A 15,526-nucleotide genomic window follows, 5' to 3' on the forward strand; every position below is an offset into this window, starting at 1 on the left:
AGCTCTCCCTCGGGGAATCACCGTCGCCCCGTCGCGACGGCTGCGCGCTCCCATGGTCCGGCCGGGCCGGGCCGGTCGGCACTAGGCTTGTCAGGTGGTGACAAACAAGACTGTGCCACCGGCGCAAGGCGCGTCCCCTCCGGTCGCCGACCGGCGCGGCGCCGTGGCGCGGATCCTGGCGGACGAGACCGGGATGGTCGACGCCTTCATGGCCGCCATCGCCCGGGAGATCCCCGCCTACGCCAATCTCGACGCCCGCCAGCTGGAGGAGGTCCGCTCCATCATCGTCTGGACGCTCCGCAGGGTCCTCGAACTCTGGTCGGTGGACGGCGCGTTGGGCCCCGAGGACATCCGGATGTTCCGCGGTGTCGGCGCGGTCAGGGCGCGCGACGCCCGTCCGCTGGCCGCCGTGCTGCGCGCCTACCGGGTCGCCGCGCTGGCCTTCTTCGACCGGATCGGTGAACGTTTCGCCGACGCCGTCTCGGTGCGCGACCTCAGCGCGCTCGCCCGGGTGTGGCTGACCGTGCTCGACCAGTCCTCCGAGGCGATCTTCGACGGCTACGAATCCACCGGGCGCGTCCTCAGCGAGGACCGCGAGCGCTCCCTGCGCGGACTCCTCACCGACCTGCTGCTCGGCCGGCAGAGCCACGCCGGCACCCTCCGGGCCCGGCTGCGCGAACTTGACGCGGAACTGCCGTCCTCCTTCGACCTGATGGTGGTCTCCCCGGCGTCCCCGGTGGCTCCCGCGTCCCCGGCGGCCACCGGGCCCGACCAGGCCGAGCGGGCGGCGGCGCTGGTCACCGCGGCCCTGGACGCCAGGGCCGCGGGCGAGGCGGCGGAGCTCGAACTCACCTCCCTGCACACCGTCATGGACGGCGTCGGAGTCGCCCTGGTCAAGGCGGTCGACGTGACCCTGCTGGACCGCCTGGTGACCGGACACGACCTCACCGGCGCCCTGCTCACCGGCGTCACCGCCGCCACCGCGCCCCGCGACCACCGGATCGCCGTCCATGGCCTGCGGCACGCCTCGCCGCTGGTGTGGACCGAGCGCCGGGTGCTCGACCGCGGCGACCTGGAGGTGGTCGCCCTGGTCACCGGGCACCCGGACGCGGACCCCGGACGGGTCGCCGAAGCCGTACTCGGCCCCCTCGCCCGCGACGCCGACACCCGGAGGACGCTCGACGCCGCCATCTACTCCGACGGTGCCCCCGCCGCGGCCGCCCGCCTCCACGTCCACCCCCAGACCGTCCGCTACCGGCTGCGCCGCCTCGCTGCCGCCACCGGCCGCGACCCGCGCACCCCGTGGAACCGGTTCGCCTTCCAGACCGCCCTGCTGGCGAGCAACTCCTAGGCGGAGAGGCGGGCCCGGAGGTCCCGCTTGATCAGTTTGCCGCTCTGGTCGCGGGGCAGGTCGGGGGCACCGGTGTCCGGAGGTCGGGAGGCCTCCGACGGGCGGAGCCGGGCAGGGTGTCCGACGGGCGGAGCCGGGTAGGCGTTCGCGTAGCCACCGACACCGGGAGGCCACCATGGACCTCGCCTTCCTCACTCCGTTGCTCGACCGGCCCGGACCCTGGGCCTCGCTGTACCTGGACACCTCACGCGCCACCGAGGACGCCGCCCCGCGCCGGGCCCTGATCGACCGGGCCGCCGTCCACCGGCTCGCCGGGCTCGGCGCCGACGACGCCACCTGCGCCGCCGTCCGCGACCACCTGGCCGGGGAACCGACGGCCGCCTCCCCACCGGGGCGGGCGCTGTTCGCCGCCGACGGCGAGGTCGCGCTGGACGTACCGCTGACGGACTCGCCGCCCGACGTCGCCGCGACCTGGGCGCCGCTGCCGCACACCGCCCCGCTGCTCGGCCTGCTGGACGACGCCGCGCCGCGCTGCCTGGTGGTGGCCGTGGACCGCACCGGGGCCGCGCTGGAACAGCACGAACTCGGCCGCTCCGCGCCGATCGGCACCGTCGAGGGCCGGCAGTGGCAGGGCCGCGGCCACCGCGCCCCGCCCGCGGACCGCTACGAGTGGCACTACCGGCACCGCGTCGAGGACGCCTGGGAGCGCACCGCCACGATCGTCGCCGACCAGCTGACCAGGATGTGGCCCGGCAGCGGCGCCGGCCTGCTGGTGCTCACCGGCGACGTCCGCGAGCGCCGGGCCGTCCGCGCGAAGCTGCCCCCGCAGCTGCAGTCGGACACCGTCGAGGTCGACGGTGGCGGCCGGGCCGACGGCATCGCCCGGGACAGCTTCGAGCGCCGGGTCGCCGAGGCCTGGGAGGAGCACCGGAGCCGGCACCTGACCACCGTGCTGGACGCCTTCCGCACCGGCGTCGGCCGCCCCGGCGAACACGCCACCGACGCCGCCGGGACGGAGACCGCACCCGGCGCGGCCGCCCAGGGTGTGCCCGCCGTGGTGACCGCCGCCCGGCAGCACCAGCTCGCCGCGCTGCTCATCCAGCCGGGCGGGCACGATGCGGAGCGGCCGGTGTGGACCGGCCCGGAGCCGGAGCACATCGGCGTCCAGCGTGCCGACCTGCGGTCCATGGGCGTGGCCCGACCGCAGCAGGCCCCGGCCGCCGACGCCCTGCTGCGCAGCGCCGCCGCGGTCGGGGCCGAGGCCCTGCTGGTGCCGGAGGCCGTACCCGGACCGCCCGGCGGGCTCGGCGCCGTACTGCGCTGGAACGCCTGAGCCGACCGGCCGGTCCCAGGGTGAAACCATTCGTATACATGTTCCCGAGGGCGGAGGAGAATTTACGACGCGGGGCGGGAGTTCGACGAGGAGGCCGGCCATGAGGAGCCTTGAACGCCGCTACGCGGTGACCCTGCCCGGACCGATCGGCGGGCACGCGCCGCCGGCCGTCATCGTGGTGCACGCCACCGAGATCCTGGGGCCCGGCGGCGGGCCCGTCTGGGAGAACACGGACGGGGACTTCAGGGTGGAGATCACCGGCGAGGTGGCCACCGTCCTGACCGCGCCCATCGGCTCACCGCGGCACCCGTGCCTGCACGCCGTGCCCCTGCCCGACCGCGCGGCACCGCTCCGGTGAGGGCGGGTTCGCCGCCCGATCGGTGACCGGCCACGCCGGGGGCCGGTTGCCGAATGCCTTCCACGGCTTCCTGCTCAGCCGTTGCTCCGCCGCCGTCGGCGATCCGTGGACCGCTCGGGGTGGCGCATGCGCAGAGCCAGTGCCGGGCACTGGTTCACGGCCCGGCGGGCGCCGTGCTCCTGCCAGGGGGCCACCGGGATCGTGGTCGACGCGGGATAGCCGTGCGGGCCGAGCCGGACGAGGCCGGGAGCCAGGACAGCGCACAGTCCGTGCCCGGTGCACCGGGACCAGTCCACCTCCAGGTGGGCGCCCTGGGCAGGAGGCAGCGGCAGGACGTCGAGGACCGGCCGGCCGCACCCCGGGCCGAAGAGGTGGGCCTCGACGTCCCGGGCGAACACGTCGAGGGCGCTCAGCACGAAGCGGGCCGTGCCGTCCGGGTGTGAACATGCACCACCGCCCTGCGCGCCGCCGAGCGCCCGTCGGGCGTCCTCCAGGGCGGTCTGCCCGCCCGTGCCCGCCGCCAGCGCACCGAGCGCCTCGGCCGCGTCGGGCAGGCCGCGCCGGCACGGCCCGCACTGCCCGGCCGACTCGCCGGCCAGCCAGGTCGCGACCCGGGCGACCTCGCCCAGCGGGCAGGTGCCGGCGGGCAGCGCGACGATCGCACCGGCGCCGAGGGTGCCGCCGAGCTCGGCGAGCCCGGTACGCGAGAGCGGCGCGCCGACGGCGCTCGCCGGGTCCAGCCAGGCACCGTGGTAGCCGCCCACCAGCACGCCGTCGCCCGGCCGCAGCCGGCACGCGTCCAGGACGTCTCCCAGCGGCGTGCCGAAGGGTGTCTCGACCACCAGCGGATCCGCCCCGGGACGGTTGACCGTCAGCAGGACCGTGCCCGGTTCCGCGTCGGTGCCGACGGCGGCGTACGGTCCGGGGCCGAGCCTGGCGGCCACGGCGAGCTGCGCCCAGGTCTCGGCGTTGGACAGCAGGGTCGGACGCCGCCGGACGCCGCCCGCTCCGCCCTCGGCCGCGCGGGCCTTCACCGCGGCCGGCTGCACCGGGAGCCCGTTGGCCCCGCGGATCAGGGCGCTGGACTCACCGGAGACGAAGCGCTCGGGAACGCACACGGTCCGGGCCGGGCACGGCAGCTCGCGCTCGTCGAGGGCGGCCGGGACCGAGGCCTCGCCGGGGCTGCCGGCGGCGACGCCGACGACGATCTCCTCGGCCCCGAAGGCGGCCGCCGCGAGGAGGGCGCCGTCGAGCACGAGGTGCGGCGCGCGGGCGAGCAGCATCCTGTCCTTGGCGCTCGGGGGCTCGCCCTCCGACCCGTTGACCACGATGACCGGGGCCGCCCCGGTGCGGGTGGCGGCGGCCACCGCGGCCCTGGCCTTGCGGGCGAAGGGGAATCCGGCGCCCCCACGGCCGCGCAGGTCGATGCGCTCGGCCAGCTCCAGCAGGTCGTCACGGGTGAGCCGGGGCAGCGGAGGGTGGACACGCAGGTGGGCGGCGAGGTCGAGGCGCTGGAAGCGGTCCAGTCCGGCGGTCAGCCGGGCCGGCCCCAGGTGGCGCACCTGCGGCGACCCGGGCCGGGCGCTCACAGGCCACCGCCGGGCTGGACCAGACCCGGGTGGGAGGGCGGGACCGGTACGGGGTGCAGTGGTCGCCGCCGCACCGCGCCGGTGCGGGCTGTCGCGTGCGCCGTCGCTGCCTGCGCCGTCGTCGGGAGCACGGGCGTCGTCACCGCGTGTGCCGTCGTCGGGAGCACCGTCGCCCCGTGTGCCGTCGCCGGGAGCGGTGCGCCGGCCGGCTGCGCCTTCGAGCGGCGCCGGTGCCGGGTGACGGTACGGCGGTGGCCCACCCAGGAGAGGGTCCGCACCAGCAGGGCGAGCGCGACCACGGCCGCGCAGAGGCCGTAGCCCCACAGGACCCAGGCGTGCGCCGCGCGCCCGGCGGCCAGGCCGTGGACCAGCGCGATCGGCCAGCAGGCGTACGCGCCGGCGTGCAGCACCCGCCAGAGCCAGGCGTGCCGGCTGCCCGCGAAACGTCCGCGGAACGCGCCCGTGGCCGCGACCAGGACGAGCAGGTCGGCCGAGACGGTGCCCAGGCTCACCGCGAGGGCGGTGCCGCCGGTGAAGGGCAGGACCGTGCTCAGCGGGTCGCAGTGGCGCTCGGCGACCTTGACCGCGATGTGGACGGCCAGGAACCCGAGCGCCGCGACGGCGGTCGCCCGGTGCACGGACTGGACGGCAACCCGCAGCCGCGGCGTCAGGAAGAGGCGGTCGGTGGCGGCCAGCCCGGACACCACGGCGGCGGTCAGCGAGAGCAGGGTGAAGACCCCGGCGAAGTAGTCCAGGAAGGCGACGACGTCGCGGCCCACGGCCGACGCGCCGTGGACCGCGGCACCTGCGAGAAGGACCGACGCGGGCATCTGGGAACCTGCTTCCGTGGGTTCTGGCCGACCGGCGGGGCGTGGGGCGACAGCGGTACCGCTCGGCTGGACCACCTCGAAGCCACATCGGAGGGCGCACCCCGGCCGCGAGGCCGGTGGCACGGTTGGACCGCCCCATTCTTAGCGGCGTCGGACGCGGGACGAAGGTCCCCGTTTACGACGCCGGGCAGTAGGAGCGCCCGGGCCGGGGCGTCTCCGCGCGGGTCGGCACCGGGCTCCAGGCTACGGCCGGACGTAGTGGCTACTCCGAGTGACGTAACGGGGCTCACGTTTGTACGACGGCGAACGGCGGCGGGACGGCGGCGGGAGGGCGGCGGGAGGGCGGCCCACTACGGCGGACGGCGGCGGAATGTCGGCGAAGCCCGGCCGGATCCGTCCCACGCTGAACGTGGCCCGTTCGCGCCGGGGCGAGACCATAGGTGTATGGCGAGAGAGACGGGCCCGGATCCCCGGGCTCCCGGCCGAGCGGGCGGGCGTCGTGCCCGGCTGCGTCCGCAGCCCGTTCCGGGGCATCCTCCGGCGCGCGGGCTGCGGTCGGTGCTGAGCATCCGCAGCGTCGCGGGGCAGATGTTCCTCCTGCAGGTGTCGATCGTGCTGCTGCTCGTGGTCGCGGCGGTCGTCGCGCTCCTGATCCAGTCCCGCAGCGACCGCTACGCGGCGGCGCGCGACCGTTCGCTCGCCGCCGCCGAGGCGTTCGCCCACGGCCCCGGCCTGGTGGCGACGATGCAGGGCCCCCACCCCAGCGCGGTGCTGCAGCCGCTGACCGAAGCGGCCCGCAAGGGCGCCCAGGTCGACTTCATCGTGGTGACGGACCGCAACGGCATCCGCTACACCCATCCCGAGCCGGCGCAGATCGGCAAGAAGTTCGTCGGCACCATCGGGCCGTCGCTGGAGGGCAAGATCACCGTCGAGCAGGTGCACGGTCCGCTCGGCCTGGAGTACCAGGTGGTGGTCCCGGTGGAGGACAACCGGGGCGGAGTCGTGGGGATCGTGTCCGCCGGGATGAAGGTCGCCAACGTGAGCAGCGCGATCGACCGCCAGCTGCCGGTCGTCCTGGGCGCCGGCGCCGTCGGGCTGGGTCTGGCCACGGCCGGGACGGCGCTGGTGGGCAGGCGTCTGCTGCGGCAGACCCGTGGCCTGGGCCCGGAGGAGATGACCAGGATGTACGAGCACCACGACGCGGTGCTGCACGCGGTGCGCGAGGGCGTGGTCATCGTCGGCGGCGACGGCCGGGTCCTGCTCGCCAACGACGAGGCGCGCCGGCTCCTGGACCTGCCCCCCGAACCGGAGGGACGCGCCGTCGCCGACCTCGGCCTCGCGCCCCGCGCGACCGAGCTGTTGCTGTCCTCCCGCGCGATCACCGACGAGGTGCTCCCGGTGGGCGACCGCCTGCTGGCCGTCAACAACCGTCCGACCGCCAGCGGGGGAGGCCCTTCCGGCAGCGTCGCCACCCTGCGCGACTCCACCGAGCTGCGCGCCCTGGCGGGGAAGGCCGAGGTCGCCCGCGGCCGGCTCAGGTTGCTGTACGACGCGAGCCTGGCCATCGGCAGCACCCTGGACGTCCGGCGCACCGCGGAGGAACTCGCCCGGACGGCCTGCGGGGAGTTCTGCGACTACGCCACCGTCGACCTCGCCGAGGATGTCCTGCGCGGCGAGGAGCCGCCGACCCTGACGGCCGGTGCCGAGGTGAGGCTGCTGCGGGTGGCCCTCGCGGGCGTCCGGGACGATTCGCCGCTGTACCCCCAGGACACGCTGGTCCGCTGGGCGGGGAGCACCCCGCAGGCGGCGGGATTCGTGAGCGGGCGGTCGGCGCTGATCTCCGAGGTGTCGACCGACGCCGGGTGGCGCGGGCAGGACGTCGAGCGGACGCAGGCGGTGCTGGACTTCGGCCTGGCGTCGCTGATCGCCGTTCCGCTGACGGCGCGGGGTGTGCTGATGGGCGTCGCCTGTTTCTGGCGCGGACGGGACCGGGGTCCGTTCGAGGACGACGAACTGTCCCTGGCCGAGGAACTGGCCGCCCGGGCCGCCGTCTCCATCGACAACGCCCGCCGCTTCACCCGCGAGCACACGATGGCCGTCACCCTCCAGCACAGCCTGTTGCCGCGCGAGTTGCCCGAGCAGAGCGCCCTCGACGTCGCCCACCGCTACCTGCCCGCCCAGGCCGGGGTCGGCGGCGACTGGTTCGACGTCATCCCCTTGCCGGGCCTCCGGGTCGCGCTCGTCGTCGGTGACGTGGTCGGCCACGGTGTGCACGCTGCCGCCACCATGGGCCGGCTGCGCACCGCCGTCCAGAACTTCTCCACCCTCGACCTGCCGCCGGACGAACTGCTCGGGCACCTGGACGAACTGGTCGCCCACCTGGACCAGGAGACGGCCGCGGCCGCAGGCGGGCTCGCGATCACCGGCGCCACCTGCCTCTACGCGATCTACGACCCCAGCACCGCCACCTGTGCGCTGGCCCGGGCGGGCCACCCCCCGCCCGCCGTCGTCCACCCGGACGGCACGGCCGAGCTCCTCGACCTGCCCAGCGGTCCGCCGCTCGGCCTGGGCGGGATGCCCTTCGAAGCCGCGGAGGTGCGCCTGCCACCGGGGAGCGACCTGGTCCTCTACACCGACGGCCTGGTCGAGGACCGCACCCGCGACATCGGTGCCGGACTGGACGTCCTGACGAGCGTCCTGAGCCGCCCCGGCCGGTCGCCCCAGGAGATCTGCGAGGCCGTGCTCGACGCCCTGCTGCCCGCCCGCCAGAGTGATGACATCGCCCTCCTGGTCGCCCGTACCCGGGTGCTGGAGCCCGACCGGACCGCGGAGTGGGAGGTGGCCCGGGCTCCGGAGGAGGTGGCCAGGGTCCGCGCCGCGGCCACCCGACAGCTCGCCGAATGGGGCCTCGACGAGGCGGCCTTCGTCACCGAACTGGTGCTCAGCGAGCTGGTCACCAATGCCGTCCGCTACGCGGCCGCACCGATCAGGGTGCGCCTCCTGTACGACCGGACGCTGATCTGCGAGGTCTCCGACGGCAGCAGCACCGCTCCGCACCTGCGCTACGCGGTGGCGGAGGACGAGGGCGGCCGGGGCCTGTTCCTCGTCGCCCAGCTCACCGAGCGCTGGGGCGTCCGCTACACCCCCGGCGGCAAGATCATCTGGGCCGAGCAGCTCGTCTGACGAGGTCCTCCGCGCCCAACGGGCCGTCGTCGAGTCGGCCTCGCCGGAGTGATCGGTGGCCGGTCGTTCGCGATCGGACGTTGCAGGGCTGTTGCACGGGGAGTGATGCGGATCACGGTTCGCCGGGAGTGGTTCGTGATCGCATGGTCGGATGCATCAGTTCGAGAAGGCCGGCCCGGTGGTGGCCGTAGGGGTTGCGGTCGTTCTGCTGGCGGGGTGTGGGTCGCAGGCGGGCGGTACGGCGGGGGCCCGGCGGCCGACGAGTGGTGCCGGGGCGTGCGGGGTGGCGTCGGCTTCGCCGTCGGCGCGGGCGAAGGACGGGGTGCGGATCACGGCGGTGAGCGCGGTCTGCGCGGACTACGAGGTGACCAACGGGACGGGCGAAGCGGCTGATGTGACGGTGCTGTTCAGCAGGACGGGAGCGTCCGGGGGTGCGGTGGACAACGTGACGAAGACCGTCGAGGGGCTTGCGCCGGGGGCCGTCGAGAAGGGGCGGGTCGAGCTGGGCGGGACGGCCTCGGGGGTGAAGGTCCTCCGGGTGCGGAGTGTCCCGAGTGCCGAGGCGTCGCGGCCGAACGGCCCGTGCCCGGCGTCCGGGGTGCTGGTGAGTGCGGACGAGGGGGACGCGGCGATGGGGCTGCGGGTGGTCGGGCTCCGCCTGCGGAACTGCGGGACGGCCGAGGTGGCCCTGAACGGCTATCCGGAACTCCAGGTGCTCGACGTGGAGCGAAGGCCGGTCGACGGTGTCCAGGTCGTGCACGGGGGCGCGCGGATCGCGAGCGGCACCGGCGCGGACGACCCGCCGAGGGCGTTCACGCTGAAGCCGGGGGAGGCCGCCGGCTCCACGTTGGTGTGGCGCAACACCACCGAGGGCGGCGCTCCGGTGAACGCCCCGTACGTGCGGGTGCGTGCCACGCCGGGCGCGGCTCCGGTGACGGTGACGCCGGAGCTCGACCTGGGGACCACCGGGCGCCTCGGGGTCGGTGCCTGGGTCAGGGACGACGCGGGGCCGCCGGCGCCAGGTCGATGACCACCTTGCCGGGGAAGTCCACCAGTTCCGCCGCGAGGTCCATGACCTGGCGGGGGAAGTCGTCCAGCCCGATCCGCCAGGAGGTCAGCTTCTCCAGCGGGAAGGTGTCGCCCTTGCGGGTGCCGCCGTAGACGAGCAGCACGGCGCCGTCGGCGGCCAGATCGGCGCCGGTTTCCAGGAGTTCGGTGGTGGCGACGGTGGGGGCCACGACGACGACGTCGTACCGGCCCCGGTGATCGCCGCCGCCCGGGCCCGGGTGCGCCCGTGGATCCACTGCATGGCGTCCATGGAGCAGACGGGCCGTTCCCTCTGAGCGCTGAACGCCGATGAGTGCTGAACACCGATGACTACTGAATGCCGAATGCCGCGAAACGGACACGGCGCCGTTCAAACATCCAACTTCGTTCTGTGTCACCTCGGCGGGAGGTTCTGACACAGGCAACACGACCGCATCGCCCGTTCCGTCCCCCGGCCGCCATCATCGGAAGCATGCGAATTCTGGTTGCCGGCGGTGGTGTCAGCGGTCTGGCCACGGCGGTCGCGCTGGGGGCGAGAGGCCATCACGTGCTCGTCCTGGAGCAGCGGCCGGTGCTCACCGAGGGCGGCGCGGGCATCCGGCTGGCGCCGGAGGACTTCCGCTCCTGGACCGGCTCGGCGTCGGCGACGCCGTCCGCGAACGGTCGCTGACCATCGACGAGTTCCGCACCATGGACGGCACCACCGAGGAGCCGGTCGGCACGGTCGCCCTGCCCGTCCGGCACGGCGACGGTCGGGCGGCGCACGCCACGGCTCACCGGCTGGACGTCCACGAGCCGCTGCTCGAAGCCTGCTGGGAGCTGGACGCCGTCCGGCTCTGCCCCGACAGCCGGGTGGTCGGCTACGCGGAGCACGGCGAATCGGTGGTGGCCGCACTCGCCGACGGGCGCAGCGTCACCGGCGACGCCCTGGTCCTGACCGGCGCGGCCCGCTCGGTCGTCCGTGGCGACGCCCGGTGGGCCGACGACGCGCCACCGGAGCTGCTCGCCGTCTACCGCACCGTCATCCCGATGGAGCTGATGGCGGACCACTGGCAGGACGGTCCGGCCACCAGCTGGGTGGGCCCCGGATGGCACCTGTCGCACTACCCGTTGCCCGACTCCCGGTACCTGAGCCTCTCCGTCACCCGCCGCCGCCACACCGGGGCCGAGCTCGACGGCGCCCGGGTCGACCTGGAAAACGTCCTCGCGGCCTTCCCGGAGATCGGCTACGCCGCCCGCAACGTGCTGACCACGGGCAGCCACTGGCGGGCCTGGACGCTCCCCGGCCGGACGGCCGGCGCGCGCCGCCGGGCACGCGGCCGGGTCGCCCTGGTGGCCGAGGGCGCCGAGCCGCCCCGCCCGCTGGAGGCCTCGGGCCTCCAGCACGCCCTGGCGGACGCCCTCGGTCTGGCCACGAGCTGGGACGCCTCGGAGGACGACACCCTCCGCCGGCTCGCCGACTACGACACCCGCCGCCCCGACCGGGCACCGGACGCCGCCCGCGCGAGCTGCGGCGCGTGACTGTCAGCTCCAGTCCGCCCCGTGCCCTTTCACAGTGCGATCACGATCTTGCCGTGAACGTGACTGCCGGCCTGCGTCGTCACGGCTTCGCGAATCCGCTCGACCGGGAAGGTCGCCGCGATCGGGACGGTGATCTCGCCGGAATGGATCGCGTCGGCGATCCGTTCCAGGCCGCCAGGGGCCGCATCGAGGGCGCCCACCTTGCGTACGCCGGGCGGTGGGGCGGGGCCGTCGGCTACGACGGAGATCCGCTCGGGTGCCACGCCGAGCTCGAGCGCGGTCTCGGCCGCCTCCCTGCCGAACAGGTCGGTTGCGGCGGTGATCCCCTCGGGTGCCAGGGCCCGAACCCGGTCCGCCAGGCCGGGGCCGTACGCCACGGGTTCGGCGCCGAGCCCGCGCAGGAATCCGAACGTGCCCTTGGAGGCGGTGCCGAGCACCCGGGCACCCGCAAGCTTGGCCAGCTGCACGGCGAAGACGCCCACGCCACCCGCGGCGCCACCGATCAGGACGGTGTCCCCGGCGCGGAGCCCGATCGCGGCGAGCGCGGCGGAGGCCGTCAGGCCGGACACCGGAAGCACGCTCGCCACCTCGTCGCCGACGCCCGCCGGGGTGTGCCACAGCGTTGCCGCAGGCGTCTCGACCAGCACGAAATCGGCGACGGACCGGCCGATCGCAGCCCCGTACACCCGGTCGCCGACCGCGAATCCGGTGGCTCCGGCACCCACCTTGTCCACCACTCCGGCGAAGTCGCTGCCGAACCCGGCCGGCAGGGTGATGCCGAACCGCGCCGCCATGTCGGGCTTGGTGGTGATCTGCCAGTCCATCGGATTCAGGCCGGCGGCCGTGACCCGGACGCGAACCTGGTCCGGTGCGGCGTGCGGCTCGGGTATCTCCTGCAGTTCGAGTACTTCGGGACCGCCGAATCGCTGATAACGGACAGCTTTGCTCATCGGTGACCTCTCCTGGCCAGTGATGGGACTTGGTCTCATCGACCCTACACCAGTGATGGGACGAGGTCCCGTACACTGCTCCCATGGCTCGCTGGCAACCCGACGCACCAGGACGTCTCGCCGCCGCTGCCCTCGACCTCTTCGAGGAGCACGGCTACGAGAACACGACCGTGATCGAGATCGCGGAACGCGCGGGGCTCACCAAGAGCACGTTCTTCCGGTACTTCCCGGACAAGCGCGAGGTGCTCTTCGACAAGGGGACGCTGACCGGCGTGCTCGTCGAAGGGATCGCCTCGGCACCACCGGCTGCCGGGCCGCTCGACGCGGTGGCGGACGCCCTGGACGAGCTCGGCCGGACGTTCTTCACTGCCGACCGCCGCGAGTTCAGCGGCCGACGCCAGGCCGTGCTGAACGCCAACAGCGAACTGCGCGAACGCGAGGCCCTGAAAAGGCTCGACCTCACCGCCTCGATGATCGAGGCCCTCGGTCGCCGCGGAGTCCCGAGCCTGACCGCGCGCGTGGCCGCCGAACTGGGCACCCTCGTCTGGGAGATCGCCTACGACCGGTGGATCGACACCGACAACAGCGAGGGCTTCGGCCCGCTGGCGCGGCAGGCACTCGCCGAAGTGCGCGGCGCGGCCGGAGTCGTGGGCTGAGGTCGCGCGGGCCGCATGGACGGCGCATCACCGCCCGGCGAACGTCGCCCGATGCGGCTCCAGCGGCTCTGCTCGGATGCACCTGGACCGAATGCCCGGCGAAGGCGGCTCGAGAAGTCCTCCGCCGGGCCCCCAGGAAGTCGCGGTCACCTCTCCACGGCCCTGGCGCGCTCTGTCAGTTGGGGCCGGGGTCCATCATCGCGGCCCCAACCGGCCCGTGCGACTGTCACAGGCCGACGGGCTGGTCCCACCGCTCACCGAGCCCGATCAGCTTCCGAAGTTCTCGTGCGGCGCGGTCAAGGGCGGACGGCGTCGACGGCGGGTCGCAGGACCTCCGTGCACCACTGGCGGAAGGTGGTCGGCGTGCTGTTCCCGGTGGTGCGGACGACGCCCTCGTCGAGGCCCTCGATCTTGGCCGTCGCCATGTCGGCCATCGCCCGGGCCATGCCGGGTGACGCGCCGAAGGAGAGCATGGCAGCCTCCAGCGACGCGGCCTCGACCTGTGCGTAGCGCGCCGGGATGCCGAGCACATCGGTGATGACGGCGGCCATGTCGTTGCCCGACAGGTCCTCCGGGCCGAGCACCGGGACCTCGGCGAACCCGGTCCAGTCGCGGTCGAGCAGCAGGCGGGCGGCGGCGCCACCGATGTCGCGGGTGGCCACCAGGGGCAGCTTGCGGTCGGGCGCGAGGGGCCCGGAGATCAAACCGGCGCCCAGGATCGTGCGGATGTCGCGCAGCGTGTTGTCCATGAAGGTCGGGTTGGCGAGTGCGCGGTAGTTCGTGACCGTGGCGAACAGGTCGTCCATGGCCAGGGAGGCGGTGACGTGACCGGCCCGGTCGGCGACGGCGGTTCCCCGGCCCAGGGCCGAGACCCCGACGACGTGGCGGACGCCGTGCGCGGCGACGGCTTCGACGCCCGGCCGACTGTTCTCGACGTAGGAGGTCATCACGTCAGGGGCGCTGAGGTCGCTGGGCATCAGCCAGAACACCGCGTCGGCGCCGGCGAAGGCCTTGTCCACGGCTGCGGCGTGGCGGTGGGAGCCCTCCACGATCTCGACACGGTCGCGGACGGTGGGAGAGAGTCGCTGCGGGTCGCGGACGATGACCCGGACGGGCTCGCCGGCGTCGAGTAACTGCTCGACGACACGGCGGCCGATCTTGGCGGTGGGTGCGGTGACGACGATCACGGCGTCCTCCGTGTGAGCCGATAATATGTCAACTCAACCGTACCGTTTACTTCTGGAAGAGGCCACCATGCCGGCGCGACGAGGCGAGAAGCTCCGCGAGCACATCCTGTGGACAGCGAAGGACGTGTTCCTCGAGGCCGGCTTCGAGCGCACCTCGATGGACGTCGTCGCCCAGCGGGCCGAGACCTCCAAGCGCTCGCTCTACGCCCACTTCCCCAGCAAGGACGCCCTCTTCTCCGGGGTGGTCTCCCTGGTGCGCGAGCTCTACCTCGACCGCCTGGGCTCTCCGGAGGACTACGTCACCGCGGAGCGGGCCGACCCGGCCGACGCCCTCGTGCGCTACTGCGGGCGGCTGCTGCAACTGCTGCTGTGGTCCTCGTCCCTGCGCACGCTGCGGATGGGGATCGCGGAGGCCGAGAGGGTGCCCGAGATCTCGTCCGGCTACTACGAGGCGGTCTTCGAGGCCCCGATGGCGCGGATCGGCGCGTACGCCTGCCGGGCCTGGAACCTGACGCAGCAGGAGGCGCGGGAGGTGGCCGAAATCCTGGTCGGACGGACGGTCTACCCCGACCTGCTGCAGGGACTGCTCGGCGTGCGGGAGCCGATCGCGGAACGCCCCGACGAGGCCACCCTCGCCGCCGACGTCGACCTCGACCGGATCGCCGCGAGCGTCCGGCGAATCCTCCCGGACGCACCAGCGTCCTGAGGTGCCCTGTGCCCCCGTCGGCCGCCGAGGACCCCAGGGAGTGGCGCACCGCGAGGTGGAGGTGGGAACCGGCCGTTTGGCGGAGACGTCACCGATCCCGCGAGGATCGTGGCGACGAAGGCGTACGCCCCGGGTTCGAGGAGGCGGCGTCCCGGCCGTGGTCTCGGTGGCGGATGGCGAGGCCGTCCAGGGTGAGGTCGAGGAGGCGCTCCGCGCGCTGTCGGTGTTCGGGGCCGGCCGAGGTGAGGGCGATGCCCTCCAGGGCGGCGGCGATGTCGTCGGGGCGGACGTCGGTGCGGATCAGGCCGGCGGCCGCACAGGCGTCCATGAGGGCGGTGACGGCGGCCTGGATCCTCTCCCGGCTGTGGCCGTAGGGGTTGCTCCCCGTCGCGGCGATGGTGCGCAGGGCCTCGATCATGCCGTACTTGGCGGCGGCGTAGTCGAGGAAGAGGTGCGCCCAGGCGCGCAGGGCCTGGTCGGGGGCCTTGCGGGCCAGCAGCGCGGGGGCGGCGTCGCAGAGTTGGGCCACCTCGTTGCGGTAGACCGCCTCGATCAGGGCTTCCCGGGTGGGGAAGTTGCGGTAGAGGGTCGCGCTGCCCACGCCCGCGTCCTTGGCGATGTGCTCCAGGTGCGCGTCCAGTCCGTGCGCGGTGAAGGCGCGGGCGGCGGCGGTGAGGATCTTCTCCCGGTTGCGCCGGGCGTCGGCCCGCAGCGGTCGAGGTGTTCCGTCGGTCATCGGTGTGCGTCGTCCCGTTCCGGAGTTGTGCCGACTTGCTAAGTGGAGGCGCCTCCATTTAGCTTTGGATAAGCGGAGG

15 protein-coding genes are annotated in these 15,526 nt (G+C 74.3%); 9 read left to right on the plus strand and 6 right to left on the minus strand.

Annotated features, from left to right (window positions below):
- The first annotated feature begins 97 nt into the window (after positions 1-97).
- The 3 genes from BOQ63_RS38755 (at position 98) to BOQ63_RS38765 (ending at position 3,042) form a co-directional block, all read left to right on the plus strand.
- Positions 98-1,351, plus strand: a complete 1,254-nt coding sequence (locus BOQ63_RS38755; RefSeq protein ID WP_143174850.1) for an RsbRD N-terminal domain-containing protein — start codon at positions 98-100, stop codon at positions 1,349-1,351.
- Between the two features lie 175 nt (positions 1,352-1,526).
- Positions 1,527-2,684, plus strand: a complete 1,158-nt coding sequence (locus BOQ63_RS38760) for a baeRF2 domain-containing protein (protein WP_030284967.1) — start codon at positions 1,527-1,529, stop codon at positions 2,682-2,684.
- 100 nt (positions 2,685-2,784) lie between these two features.
- Positions 2,785-3,042: a DUF6296 family protein gene (locus BOQ63_RS38765; protein WP_033350130.1), complete on the plus strand. Its 258-nt coding sequence runs from the start codon at positions 2,785-2,787 to the stop codon at positions 3,040-3,042.
- A 74-nt stretch (positions 3,043-3,116) separates the two neighbouring features.
- On the opposite strand, the gene BOQ63_RS38770 is transcribed toward BOQ63_RS38765, so the two are convergent.
- Both BOQ63_RS38770 and BOQ63_RS38775 read right to left on the minus strand, forming a co-directional pair.
- Positions 3,117-4,631, minus strand: coding sequence for an NADH-quinone oxidoreductase subunit NuoF family protein (locus BOQ63_RS38770; RefSeq protein WP_030550225.1), 1,515 nt, complete (start codon positions 4,629-4,631; stop codon positions 3,117-3,119).
- Positions 4,628-5,461: a hypothetical protein gene (locus BOQ63_RS38775; RefSeq protein WP_223886169.1), complete on the minus strand. Its 834-nt coding sequence runs from the start codon at positions 5,459-5,461 to the stop codon at positions 4,628-4,630. Before BOQ63_RS38775 ends, BOQ63_RS38770 begins: the two co-directional genes overlap by 4 nt.
- 444 nt (positions 5,462-5,905) lie before the next feature.
- Here BOQ63_RS38775 and BOQ63_RS38780 point away from each other — a divergent pair, with 444 nt between their 5' ends.
- Both BOQ63_RS38780 and BOQ63_RS38785 read left to right on the plus strand, forming a co-directional pair.
- Positions 5,906-8,644 (plus strand): SpoIIE family protein phosphatase, encoded by a 2,739-nt coding sequence (locus BOQ63_RS38780; protein ID WP_370863204.1) that lies wholly within the window; start codon positions 5,906-5,908, stop codon positions 8,642-8,644.
- A gap of 283 nt (positions 8,645-8,927) precedes the next feature.
- A complete protein-coding gene (locus BOQ63_RS38785; protein WP_223886170.1) occupies positions 8,928-9,674 on the plus strand; it encodes a DUF4232 domain-containing protein in 747 nt (248 codons plus the stop codon).
- Here the strand turns inward: BOQ63_RS38785 and BOQ63_RS38790 are convergent.
- Positions 9,637-9,948 (minus strand): hypothetical protein, encoded by a 312-nt coding sequence (locus BOQ63_RS38790; RefSeq protein WP_072655858.1) that lies wholly within the window; start codon positions 9,946-9,948, stop codon positions 9,637-9,639. The genes BOQ63_RS38785 and BOQ63_RS38790 overlap by 38 nt on opposite strands.
- Positions 9,949-10,163: 215 nt before the next feature.
- Between BOQ63_RS38790 and BOQ63_RS38795 the strand changes: the two genes are divergently transcribed.
- Entirely contained in the window at positions 10,164-10,361 is a 198-nt protein-coding gene (locus tag BOQ63_RS38795) for an NAD(P)-binding protein (RefSeq protein WP_072655859.1), read from the plus strand.
- Between the two features lie 20 nt (positions 10,362-10,381).
- Positions 10,382-11,212 carry an FAD-dependent monooxygenase gene (locus BOQ63_RS38800; RefSeq protein WP_072655860.1) on the plus strand — a complete coding sequence of 277 codons (831 nt, stop codon included), beginning with the start codon at positions 10,382-10,384 and terminating at the stop codon, positions 11,210-11,212.
- A 29-nt stretch (positions 11,213-11,241) separates the two neighbouring features.
- Here BOQ63_RS38800 and BOQ63_RS38805 read toward each other — a convergent pair whose 3' ends face one another.
- Complete coding sequence (locus BOQ63_RS38805) at positions 11,242-12,162, minus strand: NADP-dependent oxidoreductase (protein ID WP_150476412.1); 921 nt, start codon at positions 12,160-12,162, stop codon at positions 11,242-11,244.
- Positions 12,163-12,245: 83 nt separating this feature from the next.
- Here BOQ63_RS38805 and BOQ63_RS38810 point away from each other — a divergent pair, with 83 nt between their 5' ends.
- Positions 12,246-12,818: a TetR/AcrR family transcriptional regulator gene (locus tag BOQ63_RS38810; RefSeq protein WP_030284945.1), complete on the plus strand. Its 573-nt coding sequence runs from the start codon at positions 12,246-12,248 to the stop codon at positions 12,816-12,818.
- A 296-nt stretch (positions 12,819-13,114) separates the two neighbouring features.
- Here BOQ63_RS38810 and BOQ63_RS38815 read toward each other — a convergent pair whose 3' ends face one another.
- Positions 13,115-14,005: an NAD(P)H-binding protein gene (locus tag BOQ63_RS38815; RefSeq protein WP_072655862.1), complete on the minus strand. Its 891-nt coding sequence runs from the start codon at positions 14,003-14,005 to the stop codon at positions 13,115-13,117.
- A gap of 67 nt (positions 14,006-14,072) precedes the next feature.
- On the opposite strand from BOQ63_RS38815, the gene BOQ63_RS38820 reads away from it, so the two are divergent.
- Complete coding sequence (locus BOQ63_RS38820) at positions 14,073-14,711, plus strand: TetR/AcrR family transcriptional regulator (RefSeq protein WP_030284941.1); 639 nt, start codon at positions 14,073-14,075, stop codon at positions 14,709-14,711.
- A gap of 88 nt (positions 14,712-14,799) precedes the next feature.
- Here the strand turns inward: BOQ63_RS38820 and BOQ63_RS38825 are convergent, their stop codons facing one another.
- Positions 14,800-15,447, minus strand: a complete 648-nt coding sequence (locus BOQ63_RS38825; protein ID WP_079183950.1) for a TetR/AcrR family transcriptional regulator — start codon at positions 15,445-15,447, stop codon at positions 14,800-14,802.
- Positions 15,448-15,526: the final 79 nt, after the last annotated feature.

Source organism: Streptomyces viridifaciens, from assembly GCF_001888885.2.
In the GTDB taxonomy this organism is placed as follows: Bacteria; Actinomycetota; Actinomycetes; order Streptomycetales; family Streptomycetaceae; genus Kitasatospora; species Kitasatospora aureofaciens.